We start from the raw sequence: 13620 nt of genomic DNA, 5'->3' as shown, positions 1-13620 counted from the left end.
GCCGGATCACTTGGCGGTGCCGCGCACCTTGGCCAGTTCGGCGTTCAGCTCGCCCGTGGTCTCCTCACCGAACTCCTTGCCGTACTTGGCCAGCACCGGCTGCAGCTTGGCGCGCATGCGGGCCTGTTCGGCCGGGGGCAGCTCGGTCACCTGCATGCCCGCCTTTCTGAGCTCGCCCAGGGCCTTGTCGCCGAAGGCGCGGATGGTCTTGCGCTCGAACAGGGTGGCCTCGCGCGCGGCCTCCTGCATGATCTTCTGCTCCTGGGCCGAGAGCCCGTCCCAGGCCTTCTTGGAGATCAGCAGCACCCAGGCGCTGTACATGTGGCGCGACAGCACCAGGTGCTTTTGCACCTCGTAGAACTTGCTCGACAGGATGGTCGCGGGCGGGTTCTCCTGGCCGTCCACGGCCGCCTGCTCCATCGCTGAGTACAGCTCGGTGAAGGGCATGGGCGTGGCGTTGGCACCCAGGGCGTTGAAGGTGTCCAGGAACAGCGGGCTCTGGATCACGCGCAGCTTCAGGCCGGCCAGATCGTCGGCCTTGGTGATGGGGCGGCGCGAATTGGTGACGTGGCGAAAACCGTTCTCCCAGAATCCCAGGCCCACCAGGCCTTTTTCGGGCAGCTTGGCGAGCAGCTTCTGGCCGAAGGGGCCATCGAGCACCGCATCGGCCTCCTGCTCGTTGTTGAAGGTCAGGGGCAGGTTCAGCACGCCGAAGGGCTTGATCAGCGACATCAGGGTGGAACTGTCGGGCACCGTCATCTCCAGCGTGCCGCCGCGCAGCGCCGAGGTCATGGTCACGTCGTTGCCCAGGGCACCGCTGGCATACAGCCGGGCCACCAGCTTGCCACCGCTCTTGGCCGCCAACTGCTCGGCAAAGTGCTTGACGGCCAGTGCCTGGGGGTGGTCGTCGTTGAGGCCAATGCCGACCTTGAACACATGCTCCTTGGTCTGGGCCGCAGCCGGGGTGGCCACGGCGGCCAGGATCGTGGCCGCCAGGGCCAGTGCTTTGAATGTCATGTTTGTCTCCAAATATGGAATGGCTGGACACGCCGGGCGGGCCCGTCGGCGCCCTCGGATCTCTGGTGGATCCTCGTGAACGCAGGCAGAGAGTAGGTTTCGGGCCGCTGCCGGTCCACTCACTTTTTTGCTAGCATCCATTCCAGATGCTTATGACTTCAGGTCCTTTTCCGGGTAAACCCCTGTCCCTGGCCCAGGCCTGCGCACGGCTGCGTTTCCGGCACCTGCAGTTCCTGGACATCCTGGGCCAGACGCGCAACCTGCGCCTGACGGCCGAGCAGATGCACATCACGCAGCCCGCGGCCACCAAGATCCTGATGGACATCGAGGAGATCCTGGAATCGCGGCTGTTCGAGCGCCTCTCGCGCGGCATGCGGCCCAACGAGCTGGGCCTGTTCACCCTGCGCTATGCCGCTGCCTCGCTGGCAGGGCACCGCAAGTTCGTCGAGGAATTCAATGCGCTCAAGCAAGGAGGCCATGGCCACCTCACGATCGGCGCCATCACCGGGTCTGCAGCGCATGTGCTGATCGCCTCCGTGGCCGAGATCCAGCGGCTGCGCCCGCTGCTGGTGCTCAAGGTGCTGGAGCAAAGCAGCGACCAGCTCATCGATTGGCTCGCAGAGCGCAAGATCGACCTCATGATCGGCCGCTTCACCGACGACGCGCAGCGAACGCAGTTCCAGTACGAGCGCCTGTCCAGCGAACCGCTGCAGGTGGTGGCGGGCGTGCACCACCCGCTGCGTGGTGCGCGCGAGCAGGGCATGGCGGAGCTGTCCCACTGGCCCTGGATCCTCTACCCCCCGTCGACGGCCTTGCGCAAGGTGTCCGACGACATCTTCGGGCGCAACGGGCTGGCGCTCGCCTCGGGAGTGGTCGAGACCCCGTCCTTCCTGTTCGCGCTGGAGATGATGCAGGCGACCGACATGCTGTCCCTGCAGCCCGCGGCACTGGTCGAACGCTACATCCATAAGGGGTTGCTGGCGCGCATCCCCGTGGAGCTGCCGGACCGCATGCCGGACTATGGCCTCATCACGCGGCTGGGCGAGCCGCCGACGCCCGCCGCGCAGGCCTTCATCGACGTGTTGCGCGCAGTGGCTGCGCTGCCCACCGAGGCTGCTCCGTGAACGAGCCGCCCGCAGTGCCCAAAGCGCTCCATCGATAACAGAAGGTTATTGGAAATGGGCCGCTGCCGCCGGCCGGTATGCTCTGCGCCCTTTCTCCCATTGAATCCTTGCGGGACCTCCCCCATGCCAGACCACCAGGACATCCCCGAACCCATCAACGAAGCACGCCTGTGGAGCGACGAGCGTTGGATGGCGCGCGTCATCAAGAACGAAGACGATGATGGCTGGGCCGTGTCCATGACCCTGCATGGCGAGGCCGAGCCCGCGCTGGTGGGCCCGTGGACCATGGGGCGCGACAAGAAGAACCCCAAGCCGCTCGACGTCTCGGCCTTCAACACCCTGGTGAAGACGGCCAGTGAGGTGCTGCGCCGCCATGAGCAGCAGCTCTATGCCCAGCTCAACAAGAACGTCCGCATCACCACGTCGCAGGGCCAGCGCCTGCGCGTGGCGCTGGCCATCGTGCCCGACGAGGAGGGCGCCACGGCCACGCTGCGCGCCGAGGACGAACTGGGTGAGGAGATCGCGCGTGTGCCGGTGTCGCCCAGCTTCAAGCTCACCGTGGCCAGCGCCACGGCCTGGGCCGAGGCAGGTTTTGAGAAGCCACGCTGACGGAGCCGGCGTCTTGCGGGCGACTGCAAGGTCTCAGGGTTTGCCCTAGAATGGCTTCGTCGGACTGAAAACCTTCGGTCCGGCAGCGTTCTCAGGGCGGGGTGCAATTCCCCACCGGCGGTATCTGTGCAGTGCTGGGCCATCCGGCGCGGCGCAGGAGCCCGCGAGCGCCCGCTGCGGCACATGCCGCTGCGGGGTCAGCAGATCTGGTGCGATGCCAGAGCCGACGGTCACAGTCCGGATGAAAGAGATCGCGAAACCATGGGCCCCTGCCGCCGGTGTGGGCGCCCGCGTGGATGCATTGCCGCTTCGGTGCGGCCGGCCTTCGGGTCGGCGGGCGCTGTGGACGGGGGCTCGCGCGTGCGCAGCGCCGTGTGCAGCCGCCTTGTTCGTTCGCGCGCGCCCTGATTCTGGTAATCCTTTTCTTCGTTTCGAGAAAATCCATGAATCAGCCTCTCCCTCCCCAAGCAGTCACGGCCATTGCCGGCAGCGGCGCCCCGCGCGGCGAACGCGTTGCGGTGATCTGCGCCAGCTGGCACCGGGACATCGTCCACCAGGCCCGCGATGCGGCCGTGGCGGAATTCGCCCGCGGCGGTCTGGCGTCCAGCCAGATCGAGCACTTCGACGTGCCCGGTGCGTTCGAGATCCCGCTCCTGGCCAAGAAGCTGGCCAAGAGCGGCCGCTACGACGCCATCGTGGGCTGCGCCCTGGTGGTCAACGGCGGCATCTACCGCCACGAGTTCGTGACCACCGCCGTCATCGACGGCATGATGCGCGTGCAGCTCGATACCGAGGTGCCCGTGATGAGCGCCGTGCTCACGCCGCGCGACTTCCATGAGCATGAAGAGCATGTGCGCTTCTTCCGCGAGCACTTCGTGAAGAAGGGCACGGAGGTGGCCCAGGCCTGCCTGGCCACCATGTCCCATCTGCGCGCCCTGGAACCCGCCCACGGGGATTGAGCAGGGCAGGGCGGGCTGCAGCCGCCCTGTGCTCAGCCCGCCGCCAGCCGGGGCACCTGGTGCCGGGGTGCTGCGGGTGCGCTCTCGCCCGGGGCCTGCGCGGCACCCGGGTGCAGGCGGAACACCGCCACGGCCTGCACCAGTTGCTGGGCCTGGTTTTTCAGGCTGTCCGCCGCGGCCGCGCTTTCCTCCACCAGCGCCGCGTTCTGCTGCGTGGCCTGGTCCATCTGCGTGATGGCTTCGCCCACCTGGGACACGCCCGCACTCTGCTCGCTGCTGGCGGCGCTGATCTCGCCGACGATGTCGGTCACGCGGCGGATGGCGCTGACCACCTCGGTCATGGTGGCACCGGCCTTGTCAACCAGGGTGGTGCCCTGCTCGACCCGCTCCACGCTGGCGGTGATCAGGCTCTTGATTTCCTTGGCCGCCTCGGCGCTGCGCTGGGCCAGGTTGCGCACCTCGCTGGCCACCACGGCAAAGCCGCGGCCCTGCTCGCCGGCGCGGGCTGCTTCCACGGCCGCGTTCAGCGCCAGGATGTTGGTCTGGAAGGCGATGCCGTCAATCACCGAGATGATGTCGGCGATCTTCTTGCTGCTGTCGTTGATGCCCTTCATGGTCTGCACCACTTCGGAGACCACGTCGCCGCCCTGCACGGCCACGGTCGAGGCATTGAGCGCGAGCTGATTCGCCTGGCGGGCGTTGTCGGCATTGGCCTGCACGGTGGAGTTGAGCTCTTCCATCGAGGCCGAGGTCTCTTCGAGTGCGCTGGCCTGCTGCTCGGTGCGCGCCGACAGGTCGTTGTTGCCCTGGGCAATCTCGGCGCTGGCCAGGGCCACGCTGTCGGCGTTGGTGCGCACATTGCTCACCACGCGCGACAGGCTGCCCTGCATGGCGTGCAGGGCGTTGAGCAACTGGGCGATCTCGTCCCGGCCGCTCACCTCGGTGGCCACCGTGAGGTCGCCACCGGCCACGGCCTGTGACACCAGCACGGCATTGCCCAGCGGCTGCGTCACCGTGCGGCTGAACACGATGGCCCCGCCTATGCCCAGAGTGCACACCACCAGCATCACCACCAGGCTGATGCTGGTGGCGCGCGACGCGGTCGCGGCCGCGCGGTCGGCGACCTCGGTGCTGGCCTTTCCGATCAGCTCGCCCGCCTTGTCGAGCAACTGCGAGGGCTCGCGGTCCATGCCCTGCACGGCCTTGTCGCCGGCCTCCACGTCGTGCCCGGCGGCCTTGAAGGCCTCGAAGCCCTTGCGGTAGGCGGCCCCCATGCGCTCGTGCGCCTGCACGAACTTCGCCACATGCTCGCGGCCTTCGCCCGGAGGCAGGGCGGCCAGCAGCTTCTGCGCCTGGTCGTTGACGGATTTCTCCTGCTTCTCGAAAGCGCCCCAGTAGCGCGTGAGCTGGGCCGGGTCCTTGCCGCGGATCAGCACGTTCTTCCATTCCTGCACCTGCACCTTGAAGCCGTTGAGCGCGTCCGAGGCCATGCGCTCATGCTGGAAGCTTTGCGCCACAGCGGTCTGGTAGGTGTCGAGGGCCTGGTTCAGGCGGCTGATGCCGAACATGGCGGCTGCAAACAGCAGCAGCAGCGACGCGGTAAAGGCCAGGGGGAGTTTGAGGCTGAGCTTCATGGCGGGACTCCTTGGATTCCACAGATCACCACAGCAGGGGCATGGGCTCCCCATGCGCATGGGGACGCCGGAGCGCTCCATCGCATTATGGGCGTTGTAAATCTTTGTGTCCGACTTTTTTGGAGCCCGGCCGACGGGCGGTATGGCCCGCCGTGATGAAAAAAGGCCTGGCGTGAAAGGCCAGGCCTGGAGGTGGGGGCTGGGGTTTACAGAACGCCGCTGGCGCGCAGCTGCGCAATGCGTGCCGCATCCAGCCCCAGCTCGGCCATTACCTCGTCGGTGTGTTGCCCCAGTGCCGGTGGCGCATTGCGCAGCATGGGCGGGTTGGCCGACAGGCGCAGCGGGCTGGCCACGCCGGTGATGGTGGCCACGCCGTCGCCGGCCTCGCCCTCCTTCCAGCGCGGCAGGGCCACGGCCAGACCGCGGGCCTTCACCTGCGCATCGTCGAAGGCCTGGGCAATGGTGTTGATGGGGCCGCAGGGCACGGCCTTGTCTTCGAGCAGGGTGACCCAGTCGGCCGTGGTGCGCGTGCGCGTCACGGTCTCCATGGCGGGGATCAGCGCGGCGCGGTGCTTCACGCGCAGCGTGTTGCTGGCAAAGCGCTCATCGCTGGCCCACTGGGGCTGGCCGGCAGCGGCGCAGAAGCGGGCGAACTGCCCGTCGTTGCCAATGGCCAGCAGCATGGAGCCGTCCGCCGTGGGGAAGTCCTGGTAGGGCGCCAGGCTGGGGTGGGTGTTGCCCTGGCGTGTGGGCGCGTCGCCCGTGGCCAGAAAGCCCGAGGCCTGGTTGGCCAGGATGGCCATGCCCACGTCCAAGAGCGACATGTCGATGTGCTGGCCCTCGCCCGTGCGGTGGCGCACATTGAGCGCGGCGACGATGGCCGTGCTCGCATACACGCCCGTGAACAGGTCGGTCAGCGCCACGCCCACGCGCAACGGGCCGCCGCCGGGCTCGCTGTCGGCCTTGCCGGTGATGCTCATCATGCCGGTCATGGCCTGGATCATCAGGTCATAGCCCGCGCGCTCGGCATACGGCCCGTCCTGCCCGAAGCCGGTGACCGAGCAGTAGATCAGGCGCGGGTTCAGCGCGCGCAGGCTGGCATGGTCCAGCCCGTACTGCTTGAGGCCGCCCACCTTGAAGTTCTCCACCACGATGTCGCTTTGCAGCGCCATGTCGCGGATCAGCTGCTGCCCCTCGGGCGTCGCCATGTCGATGGTGACCGAGCGCTTGTTGCGGTTGCAGGCCGTGAAGTAGCTGGCCTGGTTGGTGTCGTTGCCTTCAGCGTCCTTGAGGAACGGAGGGCCCCAGTGGCGCGTGTCGTCGCCCGCGCCGGGGCGCTCCACCTTGACCACGTCGGCCCCCAGGTCTGCCAGGATCTGCGTGCACCACGGGCCCGCCAGCACGCGCGAGAGGTCCAGGACTTTGATGCCATCGAGGGCGCCGACAGGGGTGGTGGTCATAGGATTCGATCAGGAAATGCAAATCGTGAAAGGACAGACGGCCACCGCACGGGGTGCAGCGGCCGCGAGGGGGGCAAGGGGCGCTTGAGCGCCCTTGTCTTAGTTGCTGAAGGCGGCGATGCCGGTCTGGGCGCGGCCCAGAATGAGGGCGTGCACATCGTGCGTGCCTTCGTAGGTGTTCACCACTTCCAGGTTCACCAGATGGCGGGCCACGCCGAACTCGTCGCTGATGCCGTTGCCGCCCATCATGTCGCGGGCCAGGCGGGCGATATCGAGCGCCTTGCCGCAGCTGTTGCGCTTGATGATGGAGGTGGCTTCCACGGCGGCCGTGCCTTCGTCCTTCATGCGGCCCAGGCGCAGGCAGGCCTGCAGGCCGATGGCGATTTCGGTCTGCATGTCGGCCAGCTTCTTCTGGATCAGCTGGTTGGCGGCCAGGGGGCGGCCGAACTGCTTGCGGTCCAGCGTGTACTGGCGCGAGGTGTGCCAGCAGAACTCGGCCGCACCCAGCGCGCCCCAGGCGATGCCGTAGCGTGCGCTGTTCAGGCAGGTGAAGGGGCCCTTCAGGCCCTGCACTTCGGGGAAGGCGTTCTCTTCGGGCACGAACACGTCGTCCATCACGATCTCTCCCGTCACGCTGGCGCGCAGGCCCACCTTGCCGTGGATGGCGGGGGCCGTCAGGCCCTTCATGCCCTTTTCCAGCACGAAGCCGCGGATCGGGCCCACGGCGCCGCCTTCGGACACTTCCTTGGCCCAGACCACGAACACGTCGGCCACGGGGCTGTTGGTGATCCACATCTTGCTGCCCTTGAGCTTGTAGCCGCCGTCCACCTTGTAGGCACGCGTGGCCATGCTGCCGGGGTCGGAGCCGTGGTCGGGTTCGGTCAGGCCGAAACAGCCGATCCACTCGCCGCTGGCCAGCTTGGGCAAATACTTCTGGCGCTGGGCTTCGGTGCCGAATTCATAGATGGGCACCATCACCAGCGAGCTCTGCACACTGGCCATGGAGCGGTAGCCCGAGTCCACGCGCTCGACTTCGCGGGCGATCAGGCCGTAGGCCACGTAGTTCAGGCCGGGGCCGCCGTACTGCTCGGGGATGGTGGGGCCCAGAAGGCCCACTTCGCCCATCTCGCGGAAGATGCTCACATCCATCTTCTCGTGGCGAAAGGCCTCAAGCACGCGCGGTGCCAGCCGGTCCTGGCAGTAGGCGGCCGCTGCGTCGCGGACCATGCGCTCGTCATCGCTCAGTTGCTGGTCGAGAAGAAAGGGGTCGTCCCAATGGAAAGCGGCGTTTTTGGCCATGGTGCGTGTCTCCGTGAAGATGCAGATGAAAGAGGAGGGCACGGTACGGGGCCGTGCTGCGAATGGAAGCCATCGTAGGCCTGCACCGGTCTGGCCGCAAGCGAGTTCTTTTCATCCAGAAATGCATTTTTGGAATGTATGGAATACTGGATGCCCAGGAATCCACTGTGCAGAACTGCCTTGGAAGTGTCTAAAAGTTCCTTTTCAGCATGCGCCGTAACATCCCCTCCACCCAGGCCCTGGCCTGTTTCGAAGTCGCCGCCCGGCACGAAAGCTATACCCGCGCCGCGCAGGAGCTGTCGCTCACGCAAAGTGCCGTGTCGCGCCAGATCCAGGCGCTGGAGGAGTTTTTGGGCGTGGCCCTGTTCCGGCGCACGCGCCACGGCGTGGTGCTCACCCCGGCTGGCGCCCACTACGGCCGCCAGGTGGCGCGCTGGCTGCAGGGGCTGGAGCGCGACACCCTGGACGTGATGGCCCACCAGGGCCAGGGCGGCACGCTGTCGCTGGCGGCGGTGCCCACCTTTGCCACGCGCTGGCTGATTCCGCGCCTGCCGCAGCTGGCGCAGCAGCACCCCGACATCGTGGTCCACATCGAGACGCAGACCCGGCCCTTTCTGTTTGCCGATGCGCCGTTTGACGCCGCGCTGTACGCCGGCACGGCCGAGCAGGTGGCCAACTGGCCCGGCATCACCGCGCAATTGCTCATGCACGAAGACGTGGTGCCCGTGTGCAGCCCGCGCCTGCTCGAAGCGGCGGCCCAGCGCGGCCTGGGCCGTGCCTACCAGCCTGTGGCCCCCCAGGTGCTGACCGAGCTGCCCCTGCTGCAGCAGAGCACGCGCCCCTATGGTTGGCGCCAGTGGTTCGAGGCCATGGGCGTGGACGCGCCCCATGCGCTCGATGGCCCGCGCTACGAGCTGTTCTCCATGCTGGCCGTGGCCGCCACCTGCGGCATGGGCGTGGCACTGATCCCGCCCCTGCTCATCGAGGCCGAGCTGGCCCGGGGCGAACTGGTCGTGGCCTGCAACCGGCCGCTGCAGGGCGAGCGCGGCTACTACCTCGTCAGGCCGGCGCACACCCAGTCCCCGGTGCTGGCGGCCTTTTCCCGGTGGCTGCAGGAGGCGGCGCAGGGGCATTGAGGCATTGGCAGGGCGGGCCCGCTTGCGCACGCACCCGGACAGGTCTACGCTGGTGGCAGGGGCGGTCGACCAGTGCGGGCAGCCTGGTCCTACAGCCCGAAGAGAAAAGTGGAACGGAACAACTGCGGTGCTGCGGTGTCATACCCAGTGCAAGCCCCCAAGGCAGCAGCCCTGGAGGAATTGCAGGCACCTCATACCTTCACTATTTCACCAAGGAGCCGCCATGCTGTTGAATGCCAACTACAACGCCACCTACCATGCCCCCCATTTCGAGCCCACGGTGGACGAACTCGCCACCCTGAAGCACCTGGAGATGGAAAACATCAGCGTCACGTCGGCGTTGAAGGAGCACATGTCCGGGCGCTTGTACGAGCATGGCCTCATTGCGAAGAACGCGTCCGGTCAGGTGACCATCACCGACACCGGCCGCCATCTGGTGCGCCGGCAAAACAACTGACGGCGACATGGCCTGGGGCTCCCCCAGGCGCTTCCTTTCTGCCTGCTGCCGGGGTGCGTATTGCGCGCCTGCATGCGGTCATGGCCGGCTTGTGCACAATGGCAGCACCAGGAGGTGCTGCCCGATGCCATCAGACCCGCAAGAAGAGAATGTGTTCGGCGAACACGACGGTTCGACCTACTCGGCCACCCTGCGCGAGCAGGCCGGCCGCTTCTACTGCAGCAGCCTGGTGATTGACGGCCACAACACGCCCGTGACCCACAATGGCTGGGACACCCGCGAAGAGGCCATGCAGGCGCTGGATGAGATCGCCTCAGGCACCCGCAAACCCTGACCTTTGCCCGGCTACCGGGCGGGCGAGTTCAACTATTCATCGCGCTGCGCGTTATCCACGGCGTATGAGACCGGCGCACCCTAGGCCAGTGCCCCCGCGCAAGGGCCGCCCCGCCGCGCTGGGGGCTGAGGGCCGCGGCTCCAAGCCTGCCTGCGCAGGCTTGGACGTGCCCGAAGAGCCATCGCCTCTGGCGGTGGCACCGAGGCGCGAAGCGCCTCGGGGGGGGCTTCACCTCATGCATCCATTTCCTTGAACACCTCCGCCGCCGTGCGGAAGGAGTCGATCGCTGCAGGCACGCCGCAGTAGATCGCGGTCTGCAAAAACACCTCCTTGATCTCGTCGCGCGTCAGGCCGTTGTTGATGGCGCCGCGCACGTGCAGCTTGAGTTCGTGCGGCCGGTTCAGCGCCGTCAGCATCGCCAGGTTCAGGAAGGAGCGCGTCTTGCGGTCCAGCCCCGGGCGGTTCCACACATCGCCCCAGCAGTACTGGGTCACCATCTCCTGCATGTCGATATTGAAGTCGGTCGCGTTGCGGACCGCGGCGTCCACATACTCGGCGCCCAGCACCTCGCGTCGCGTGGACAGGCCCTGGTCGAACAGGGCGGGGTTCTTGGGGGCGAGGGCGCGGGTCATGGAAGCTCCTGGTGGGTAGATAACGTTGGATGGAAAAGCAGCGCAGTAAAGCGCTGTAATGAAAATACAATAAGATTGTCAGACAATCATATGGCGTGCCTAGGGTTGATGGCAAGCTTCGTCTGCGTGTCTGACAATCTGTTTGCAGGAGGGATCCGCTAGGATCAAGCCATGACCGCCATGCTCCGTGTGCCCCGTGAAGAGACCTCCCTGCGCGAGCGCGCCACCAGCGCGCTGCGCCAGGCCATCCTGGACGGGGTGTTCTCGCCCGGCCAGAAGCTCTCGGAGCGCGAACTGTGCGAAAGCCTGGAGGTCAGCCGCTCCTGCGTGCGCGAGTCCTTGCAGCACCTGCAGGCCGAAGGGCTCATCACCATCGTCCCGCACCGCGGCCCCGAGGTGACCACCATATCGCCCAAGGAGGTGCGCGACATCTACGAGGTGCGCGCCCACCTCGAAAGCCTGGCCGCCAGGGCCTTTGCCCAACACGCCTTGCCCGAGCAGGTGCGCGCGCTGCGCGCCAAGCTCAATGAACTGGCCAAACCCGCCCTCGCGCAAGACCGGGCCCGGCTGCTCCAGGTGAAAAACCAGTTCTACGAGATCCTCGTCGACGGCTGCGGCAACCTGGTCGCCGGCCAGATGCTGCGCCAGCTCAACAACCGCGTGACTGTGCTGCGCCGCATCTCCATGGCCCAGCCCGAGCGGCTGCCCCATACGCTGCAGGAGCTCAACGCCATGGTGGCGGCTATAGAGCGCGGCGATGGCGAGTCCGCGGCCAAGCTGTCGGCCGCGCATGTGCAGAAGGCGGGGGAAAACGTGCTCCGCAGCATGGAGCACCAGGCGTAGCGGGGCGCTGGCTTATTTATTCCTGGACGAAGCGCAGCAGCAGCGCACTGGTCGCGGGCGCGATCACCAAGTCACCCTCGATGAAGCCATACAGCCGCCCCTCGGGGCCGGCAGAGTAGAGCTCATTGCCATCGATGCGGTAGAGCAGGTGCTCGCCATCGCGCACGTACTCGTCGCCCTCGACCACACCCACGTGTTTCCCGGTCGGGTCGGTCACATTCCATCGGCCTGTTTCGAACATTGAAGGACCTCCCGGTAGCCGGCTTCGCGGCGCCACAGCAGCATTCAAGTCAAGAAGGGGGACGCCTCGGGCCCTGGTCTGGCGTTGCAGGGGGCGGGGCGTCTGTCGCAATCAGGACTGTAGCAGCCCCCTGCGGCGGGTGCAAAGGCCGGGAGTGGGGTCGGATGGCCTTCCCCGATCTTGTGGTTGGACGGTCTTTCAGCAGGAGTAAGCAATCTGCAGGCTTCAGTGTTCAGGAGGCTTGGGTGTGCGTGAGGAGGAACCACAGCAGCGGGCCACCGAACAGGCTTGCAACTGCGGTGATCTTCGCGGCCGCCGCTGGCCCGCGCTTGCCCGAAGACATTGCGATCCGATAGGTCGCCCATCCCACAACACAGTTCGCCACCAGCACGCCCAACAGGTTGGCCAGTCCCATCCCGCCGGACGGCTGTGCATGGGCAAGGCACGCCGATGCGGTGAAGGGTATGAGCATAGCGATGGCCGCAATCCAGTGCATGGGTTTTCCCTCCTGCTGCGGATTATTGCCCGAGGCAGTGAGCGCTCATGGCGGAGGCCCGGGACGTGGGGGCTTCGGAGGATCGCCTCGGTATCTGTGGCATTTCCTCAGGTGCATGCTGCGATGGGACGAGGGGCATGCGCCAGCAGCACCCACTGCAGGCGATCAATGGCCAAAAAATGGAGTGGGATGGCGCACGGGCCCTGGTGGGCGCAGGGCAAAGCACCCAGAGCATCACGTCCGTCAGCAGGCGACAACCGAAGGCATTGCGCCAACGATGTGCCTTTTCAGTCAAAAACCATAGCAAAGAAACTATGGTGCCCGGGGCCGGAATCGAACCGGCACGCCTTGCGGCGGGGGATTTTGAGTCCCCTGCGTCTACCAATTTCACCACCCGGGCAGGGAATTCGTGAAGACTCAAATTATGGCACAGTAGGGCGCATGAAATATCCGACGATTGAAGACGCGATTGGCAAGACGCCGCTGGTGGCGCTGCAGCGCATTGGGGCGGCCGACAATGCCGCGCGTGGCAACGTGATCCTGGGCAAGCTCGAAGGCAACAACCCGGCAGGCTCGGTGAAGGACCGGCCGGCGCTGTCCATGATCCGCCGCGCGGAAGAACGCGGCGACATCCGCCCTGGGGACACGCTGATCGAGGCGACCTCGGGCAACACCGGCATTGCGCTGGCCATGGCGGCGGCGATCAAGGGCTACCGCATGGTGCTGGTGATGCCCGAAGACCTGTCGGTGGAGCGTGCCCAGACCATGAAGGCCTTTGGCGCCGACCTGGTGCTCACGCCCAAGAGCGGCGGCATGGAGCATGCGCGCGACCTGGCCGAGGCCATGCAAAAGCGCGGCGAGGGCAAGGTGCTCGACCAGTTCGCCAATGCCGACAACCCGCGCATCCACTACGAGACCACGGGCCCCGAGCTGTGGGAGCAGACCGATGGGCGCATCACCCACTTCGTGAGCGCCATGGGCACCACGGGCACCATCACCGGCGTGTCGCGCTTTTTGAAGGAAAAGAACGCTGGCATCCAGATCATCGGCGCGCAGCCGCAGGAGGGCTCGCGCATCCCCGGCATCCGCAAGTGGCCGCAGGAGTACCTGCCCAAGATCTTCGACCCGCGTGCCGTGGACGAAACCGTGAACGTGAGCCAGGACGACGCCGAGGACATGGCCCGGCGCCTGGCGCGCGAAGAGGGCATCTTCGGCGGCATCTCGGCCGCAGGCGCCTGCTGGGCGGCGCTACAGCTGTCGCAGCGCGTGAGCAATGCGACCATTGTTTTCGTGGTCTGCGACCGGGGCGACCGGTACCTCTCCACCGGGGTGTTCCCGGCCTGACAGCGTTGGCGCGGCCTTTCCCTTACGATGAAGCA

At 66.7% G+C, this 13620-nt stretch carries 15 protein-coding genes, 1 tRNA gene and 1 riboswitch; of the genes, 8 read left to right on the top strand and 8 right to left on the bottom strand.

All coding sequences use genetic code 11. The features are described from left to right. Nucleotides 1-6 precede the first annotated feature (6 nt). Nucleotides 7-1017, bottom strand: a complete 1011-nt coding sequence (locus tag HNP48_RS09560) for a TRAP transporter substrate-binding protein (RefSeq protein ID WP_184856688.1) — start codon at nucleotides 1015-1017, stop codon at nucleotides 7-9. Between the two features lie 146 nt (nucleotides 1018-1163). On the opposite strand from HNP48_RS09560, the gene HNP48_RS09555 reads away from it, so the two are divergent. The 3 genes from HNP48_RS09555 to HNP48_RS09545 all read left to right on the top strand — a co-directional run bounded on the left by HNP48_RS09555 (nucleotide 1164) and on the right by HNP48_RS09545 (nucleotide 3709). After that, complete coding sequence (locus HNP48_RS09555; RefSeq protein WP_184856687.1) at nucleotides 1164-2141, top strand: LysR family transcriptional regulator; 978 nt, start codon at nucleotides 1164-1166, stop codon at nucleotides 2139-2141. Between the two features lie 123 nt (nucleotides 2142-2264). Then, on the top strand, nucleotides 2265-2750 hold the full coding sequence (locus tag HNP48_RS09550; RefSeq protein ID WP_184856686.1) for a hypothetical protein: 486 nt from the start codon (nucleotides 2265-2267) through the stop codon (nucleotides 2748-2750). A gap of 83 nt (nucleotides 2751-2833) precedes the next feature. Further along, nucleotides 2834-3007, top strand: a riboswitch (FMN riboswitch). 186 nt (nucleotides 3008-3193) lie between these two features. Continuing rightward, entirely contained in the window at nucleotides 3194-3709 is a 516-nt protein-coding gene (locus tag HNP48_RS09545; RefSeq protein WP_184856685.1) for a 6,7-dimethyl-8-ribityllumazine synthase, read from the top strand. Nucleotides 3710-3741: 32 nt separating this feature from the next. Here HNP48_RS09545 and HNP48_RS09540 read toward each other — a convergent pair whose 3' ends face one another. The 3 genes from HNP48_RS09540 to HNP48_RS09530 form a co-directional block, all read right to left on the bottom strand. Beyond that, the gene (locus tag HNP48_RS09540; RefSeq protein ID WP_184856684.1) at nucleotides 3742-5343 is read right to left on the bottom strand and encodes a methyl-accepting chemotaxis protein; all 1602 of its coding nucleotides are present in this window, start codon (nucleotides 5341-5343) and stop codon (nucleotides 3742-3744) included. A gap of 206 nt (nucleotides 5344-5549) precedes the next feature. Continuing rightward, nucleotides 5550-6803, bottom strand: coding sequence for a CaiB/BaiF CoA-transferase family protein (locus HNP48_RS09535; protein WP_184856683.1), 1254 nt, complete (start codon nucleotides 6801-6803; stop codon nucleotides 5550-5552). Nucleotides 6804-6902: 99 nt separating this feature from the next. Next, a complete protein-coding gene (locus HNP48_RS09530; protein WP_184856682.1) occupies nucleotides 6903-8102 on the bottom strand; it encodes an acyl-CoA dehydrogenase in 1200 nt (399 codons plus the stop codon). A gap of 209 nt (nucleotides 8103-8311) precedes the next feature. Between HNP48_RS09530 and HNP48_RS09525 the strand changes: the two genes are divergently transcribed. From HNP48_RS09525 to HNP48_RS09515, 3 genes are all read left to right on the top strand, one after another. Beyond that, entirely contained in the window at nucleotides 8312-9238 is a 927-nt protein-coding gene (locus tag HNP48_RS09525; protein WP_184856681.1) for a LysR family transcriptional regulator, read from the top strand. Between the two features lie 223 nt (nucleotides 9239-9461). Then, nucleotides 9462-9695, top strand: coding sequence for a hypothetical protein (locus HNP48_RS09520; RefSeq protein ID WP_184856680.1), 234 nt, complete (start codon nucleotides 9462-9464; stop codon nucleotides 9693-9695). 124 nt (nucleotides 9696-9819) lie between these two features. Then, nucleotides 9820-10029, top strand: coding sequence for a hypothetical protein (locus HNP48_RS09515; RefSeq protein WP_184856679.1), 210 nt, complete (start codon nucleotides 9820-9822; stop codon nucleotides 10027-10029). A gap of 233 nt (nucleotides 10030-10262) precedes the next feature. Here HNP48_RS09515 and pcaC read toward each other — a convergent pair whose 3' ends face one another. Beyond that, on the bottom strand, nucleotides 10263-10661 hold the full coding sequence (pcaC, locus tag HNP48_RS09510) for a 4-carboxymuconolactone decarboxylase (RefSeq protein WP_184856678.1): 399 nt from the start codon (nucleotides 10659-10661) through the stop codon (nucleotides 10263-10265). Nucleotides 10662-10832: 171 nt separating this feature from the next. Between pcaC and HNP48_RS09505 the strand changes: the two genes are divergently transcribed. Continuing rightward, the gene (locus HNP48_RS09505; protein WP_184856677.1) at nucleotides 10833-11504 is read left to right on the top strand and encodes a GntR family transcriptional regulator; all 672 of its coding nucleotides are present in this window, start codon (nucleotides 10833-10835) and stop codon (nucleotides 11502-11504) included. A 16-nt stretch (nucleotides 11505-11520) separates the two neighbouring features. Here the strand turns inward: HNP48_RS09505 and HNP48_RS09500 are convergent, their stop codons facing one another. From HNP48_RS09500 to HNP48_RS09490, 3 genes are all read right to left on the bottom strand, one after another. Beyond that, nucleotides 11521-11745, bottom strand: coding sequence for a hypothetical protein (locus HNP48_RS09500; RefSeq protein WP_184856676.1), 225 nt, complete (start codon nucleotides 11743-11745; stop codon nucleotides 11521-11523). Nucleotides 11746-11977: 232 nt separating this feature from the next. Beyond that, the gene (locus HNP48_RS09495; RefSeq protein WP_184856675.1) at nucleotides 11978-12241 is read right to left on the bottom strand and encodes a hypothetical protein; all 264 of its coding nucleotides are present in this window, start codon (nucleotides 12239-12241) and stop codon (nucleotides 11978-11980) included. A 315-nt stretch (nucleotides 12242-12556) separates the two neighbouring features. Beyond that, nucleotides 12557-12641, bottom strand: a tRNA-Leu gene (locus tag HNP48_RS09490). 41 nt (nucleotides 12642-12682) lie between these two features. Here HNP48_RS09490 and cysM point away from each other — a divergent pair. Continuing rightward, the gene (gene cysM, locus HNP48_RS09485) at nucleotides 12683-13585 is read left to right on the top strand and encodes a cysteine synthase CysM (RefSeq protein WP_184856674.1); all 903 of its coding nucleotides are present in this window, start codon (nucleotides 12683-12685) and stop codon (nucleotides 13583-13585) included. The last annotated feature ends 35 nt before the right edge of the window (nucleotides 13586-13620 follow it).

The organism is Acidovorax soli (genome assembly GCF_014207955.1).
Classification (GTDB): domain Bacteria; phylum Pseudomonadota; class Gammaproteobacteria; order Burkholderiales; family Burkholderiaceae_C; genus Acidovorax; species Acidovorax soli_A.
Note: the sequence above shows the minus strand (reverse complement) of the source record. Positions and strands in the feature narration are given on the sequence as shown.

Excerpts from the sequence above, each read along its gene's own strand:
- HNP48_RS09560 (WP_184856688.1), bottom strand. The coding sequence starts at position 1,017 with ATGACATTCAAAGCACTGGCCCTGGCGGCCACGATCCTGGCCGCCGTG.
- HNP48_RS09555 (WP_184856687.1), top strand. The coding sequence starts at position 1,164 with ATGCTTATGACTTCAGGTCCTTTTCCGGGTAAACCCCTGTCCCTGGCC.
- HNP48_RS09550 (WP_184856686.1), top strand. The coding sequence starts at position 2,265 with ATGCCAGACCACCAGGACATCCCCGAACCCATCAACGAAGCACGCCTG.
- HNP48_RS09545 (WP_184856685.1), top strand. The coding sequence starts at position 3,194 with ATGAATCAGCCTCTCCCTCCCCAAGCAGTCACGGCCATTGCCGGCAGC.
- HNP48_RS09540 (WP_184856684.1), bottom strand. The coding sequence starts at position 5,343 with ATGAAGCTCAGCCTCAAACTCCCCCTGGCCTTTACCGCGTCGCTGCTG.
- HNP48_RS09535 (WP_184856683.1), bottom strand. The coding sequence starts at position 6,803 with ATGACCACCACCCCTGTCGGCGCCCTCGATGGCATCAAAGTCCTGGAC.
- HNP48_RS09530 (WP_184856682.1), bottom strand. The coding sequence starts at position 8,102 with ATGGCCAAAAACGCCGCTTTCCATTGGGACGACCCCTTTCTTCTCGAC.
- HNP48_RS09525 (WP_184856681.1), top strand. The coding sequence starts at position 8,312 with ATGCGCCGTAACATCCCCTCCACCCAGGCCCTGGCCTGTTTCGAAGTC.
- HNP48_RS09520 (WP_184856680.1), top strand. The coding sequence starts at position 9,462 with ATGCTGTTGAATGCCAACTACAACGCCACCTACCATGCCCCCCATTTC.
- HNP48_RS09515 (WP_184856679.1), top strand. The coding sequence starts at position 9,820 with ATGCCATCAGACCCGCAAGAAGAGAATGTGTTCGGCGAACACGACGGT.
- pcaC (WP_184856678.1), bottom strand. The coding sequence starts at position 10,661 with ATGACCCGCGCCCTCGCCCCCAAGAACCCCGCCCTGTTCGACCAGGGC.
- HNP48_RS09505 (WP_184856677.1), top strand. The coding sequence starts at position 10,833 with ATGACCGCCATGCTCCGTGTGCCCCGTGAAGAGACCTCCCTGCGCGAG.
- HNP48_RS09500 (WP_184856676.1), bottom strand. The coding sequence starts at position 11,745 with ATGTTCGAAACAGGCCGATGGAATGTGACCGACCCGACCGGGAAACAC.
- HNP48_RS09495 (WP_184856675.1), bottom strand. The coding sequence starts at position 12,241 with ATGCACTGGATTGCGGCCATCGCTATGCTCATACCCTTCACCGCATCG.
- cysM (WP_184856674.1), top strand. The coding sequence starts at position 12,683 with ATGAAATATCCGACGATTGAAGACGCGATTGGCAAGACGCCGCTGGTG.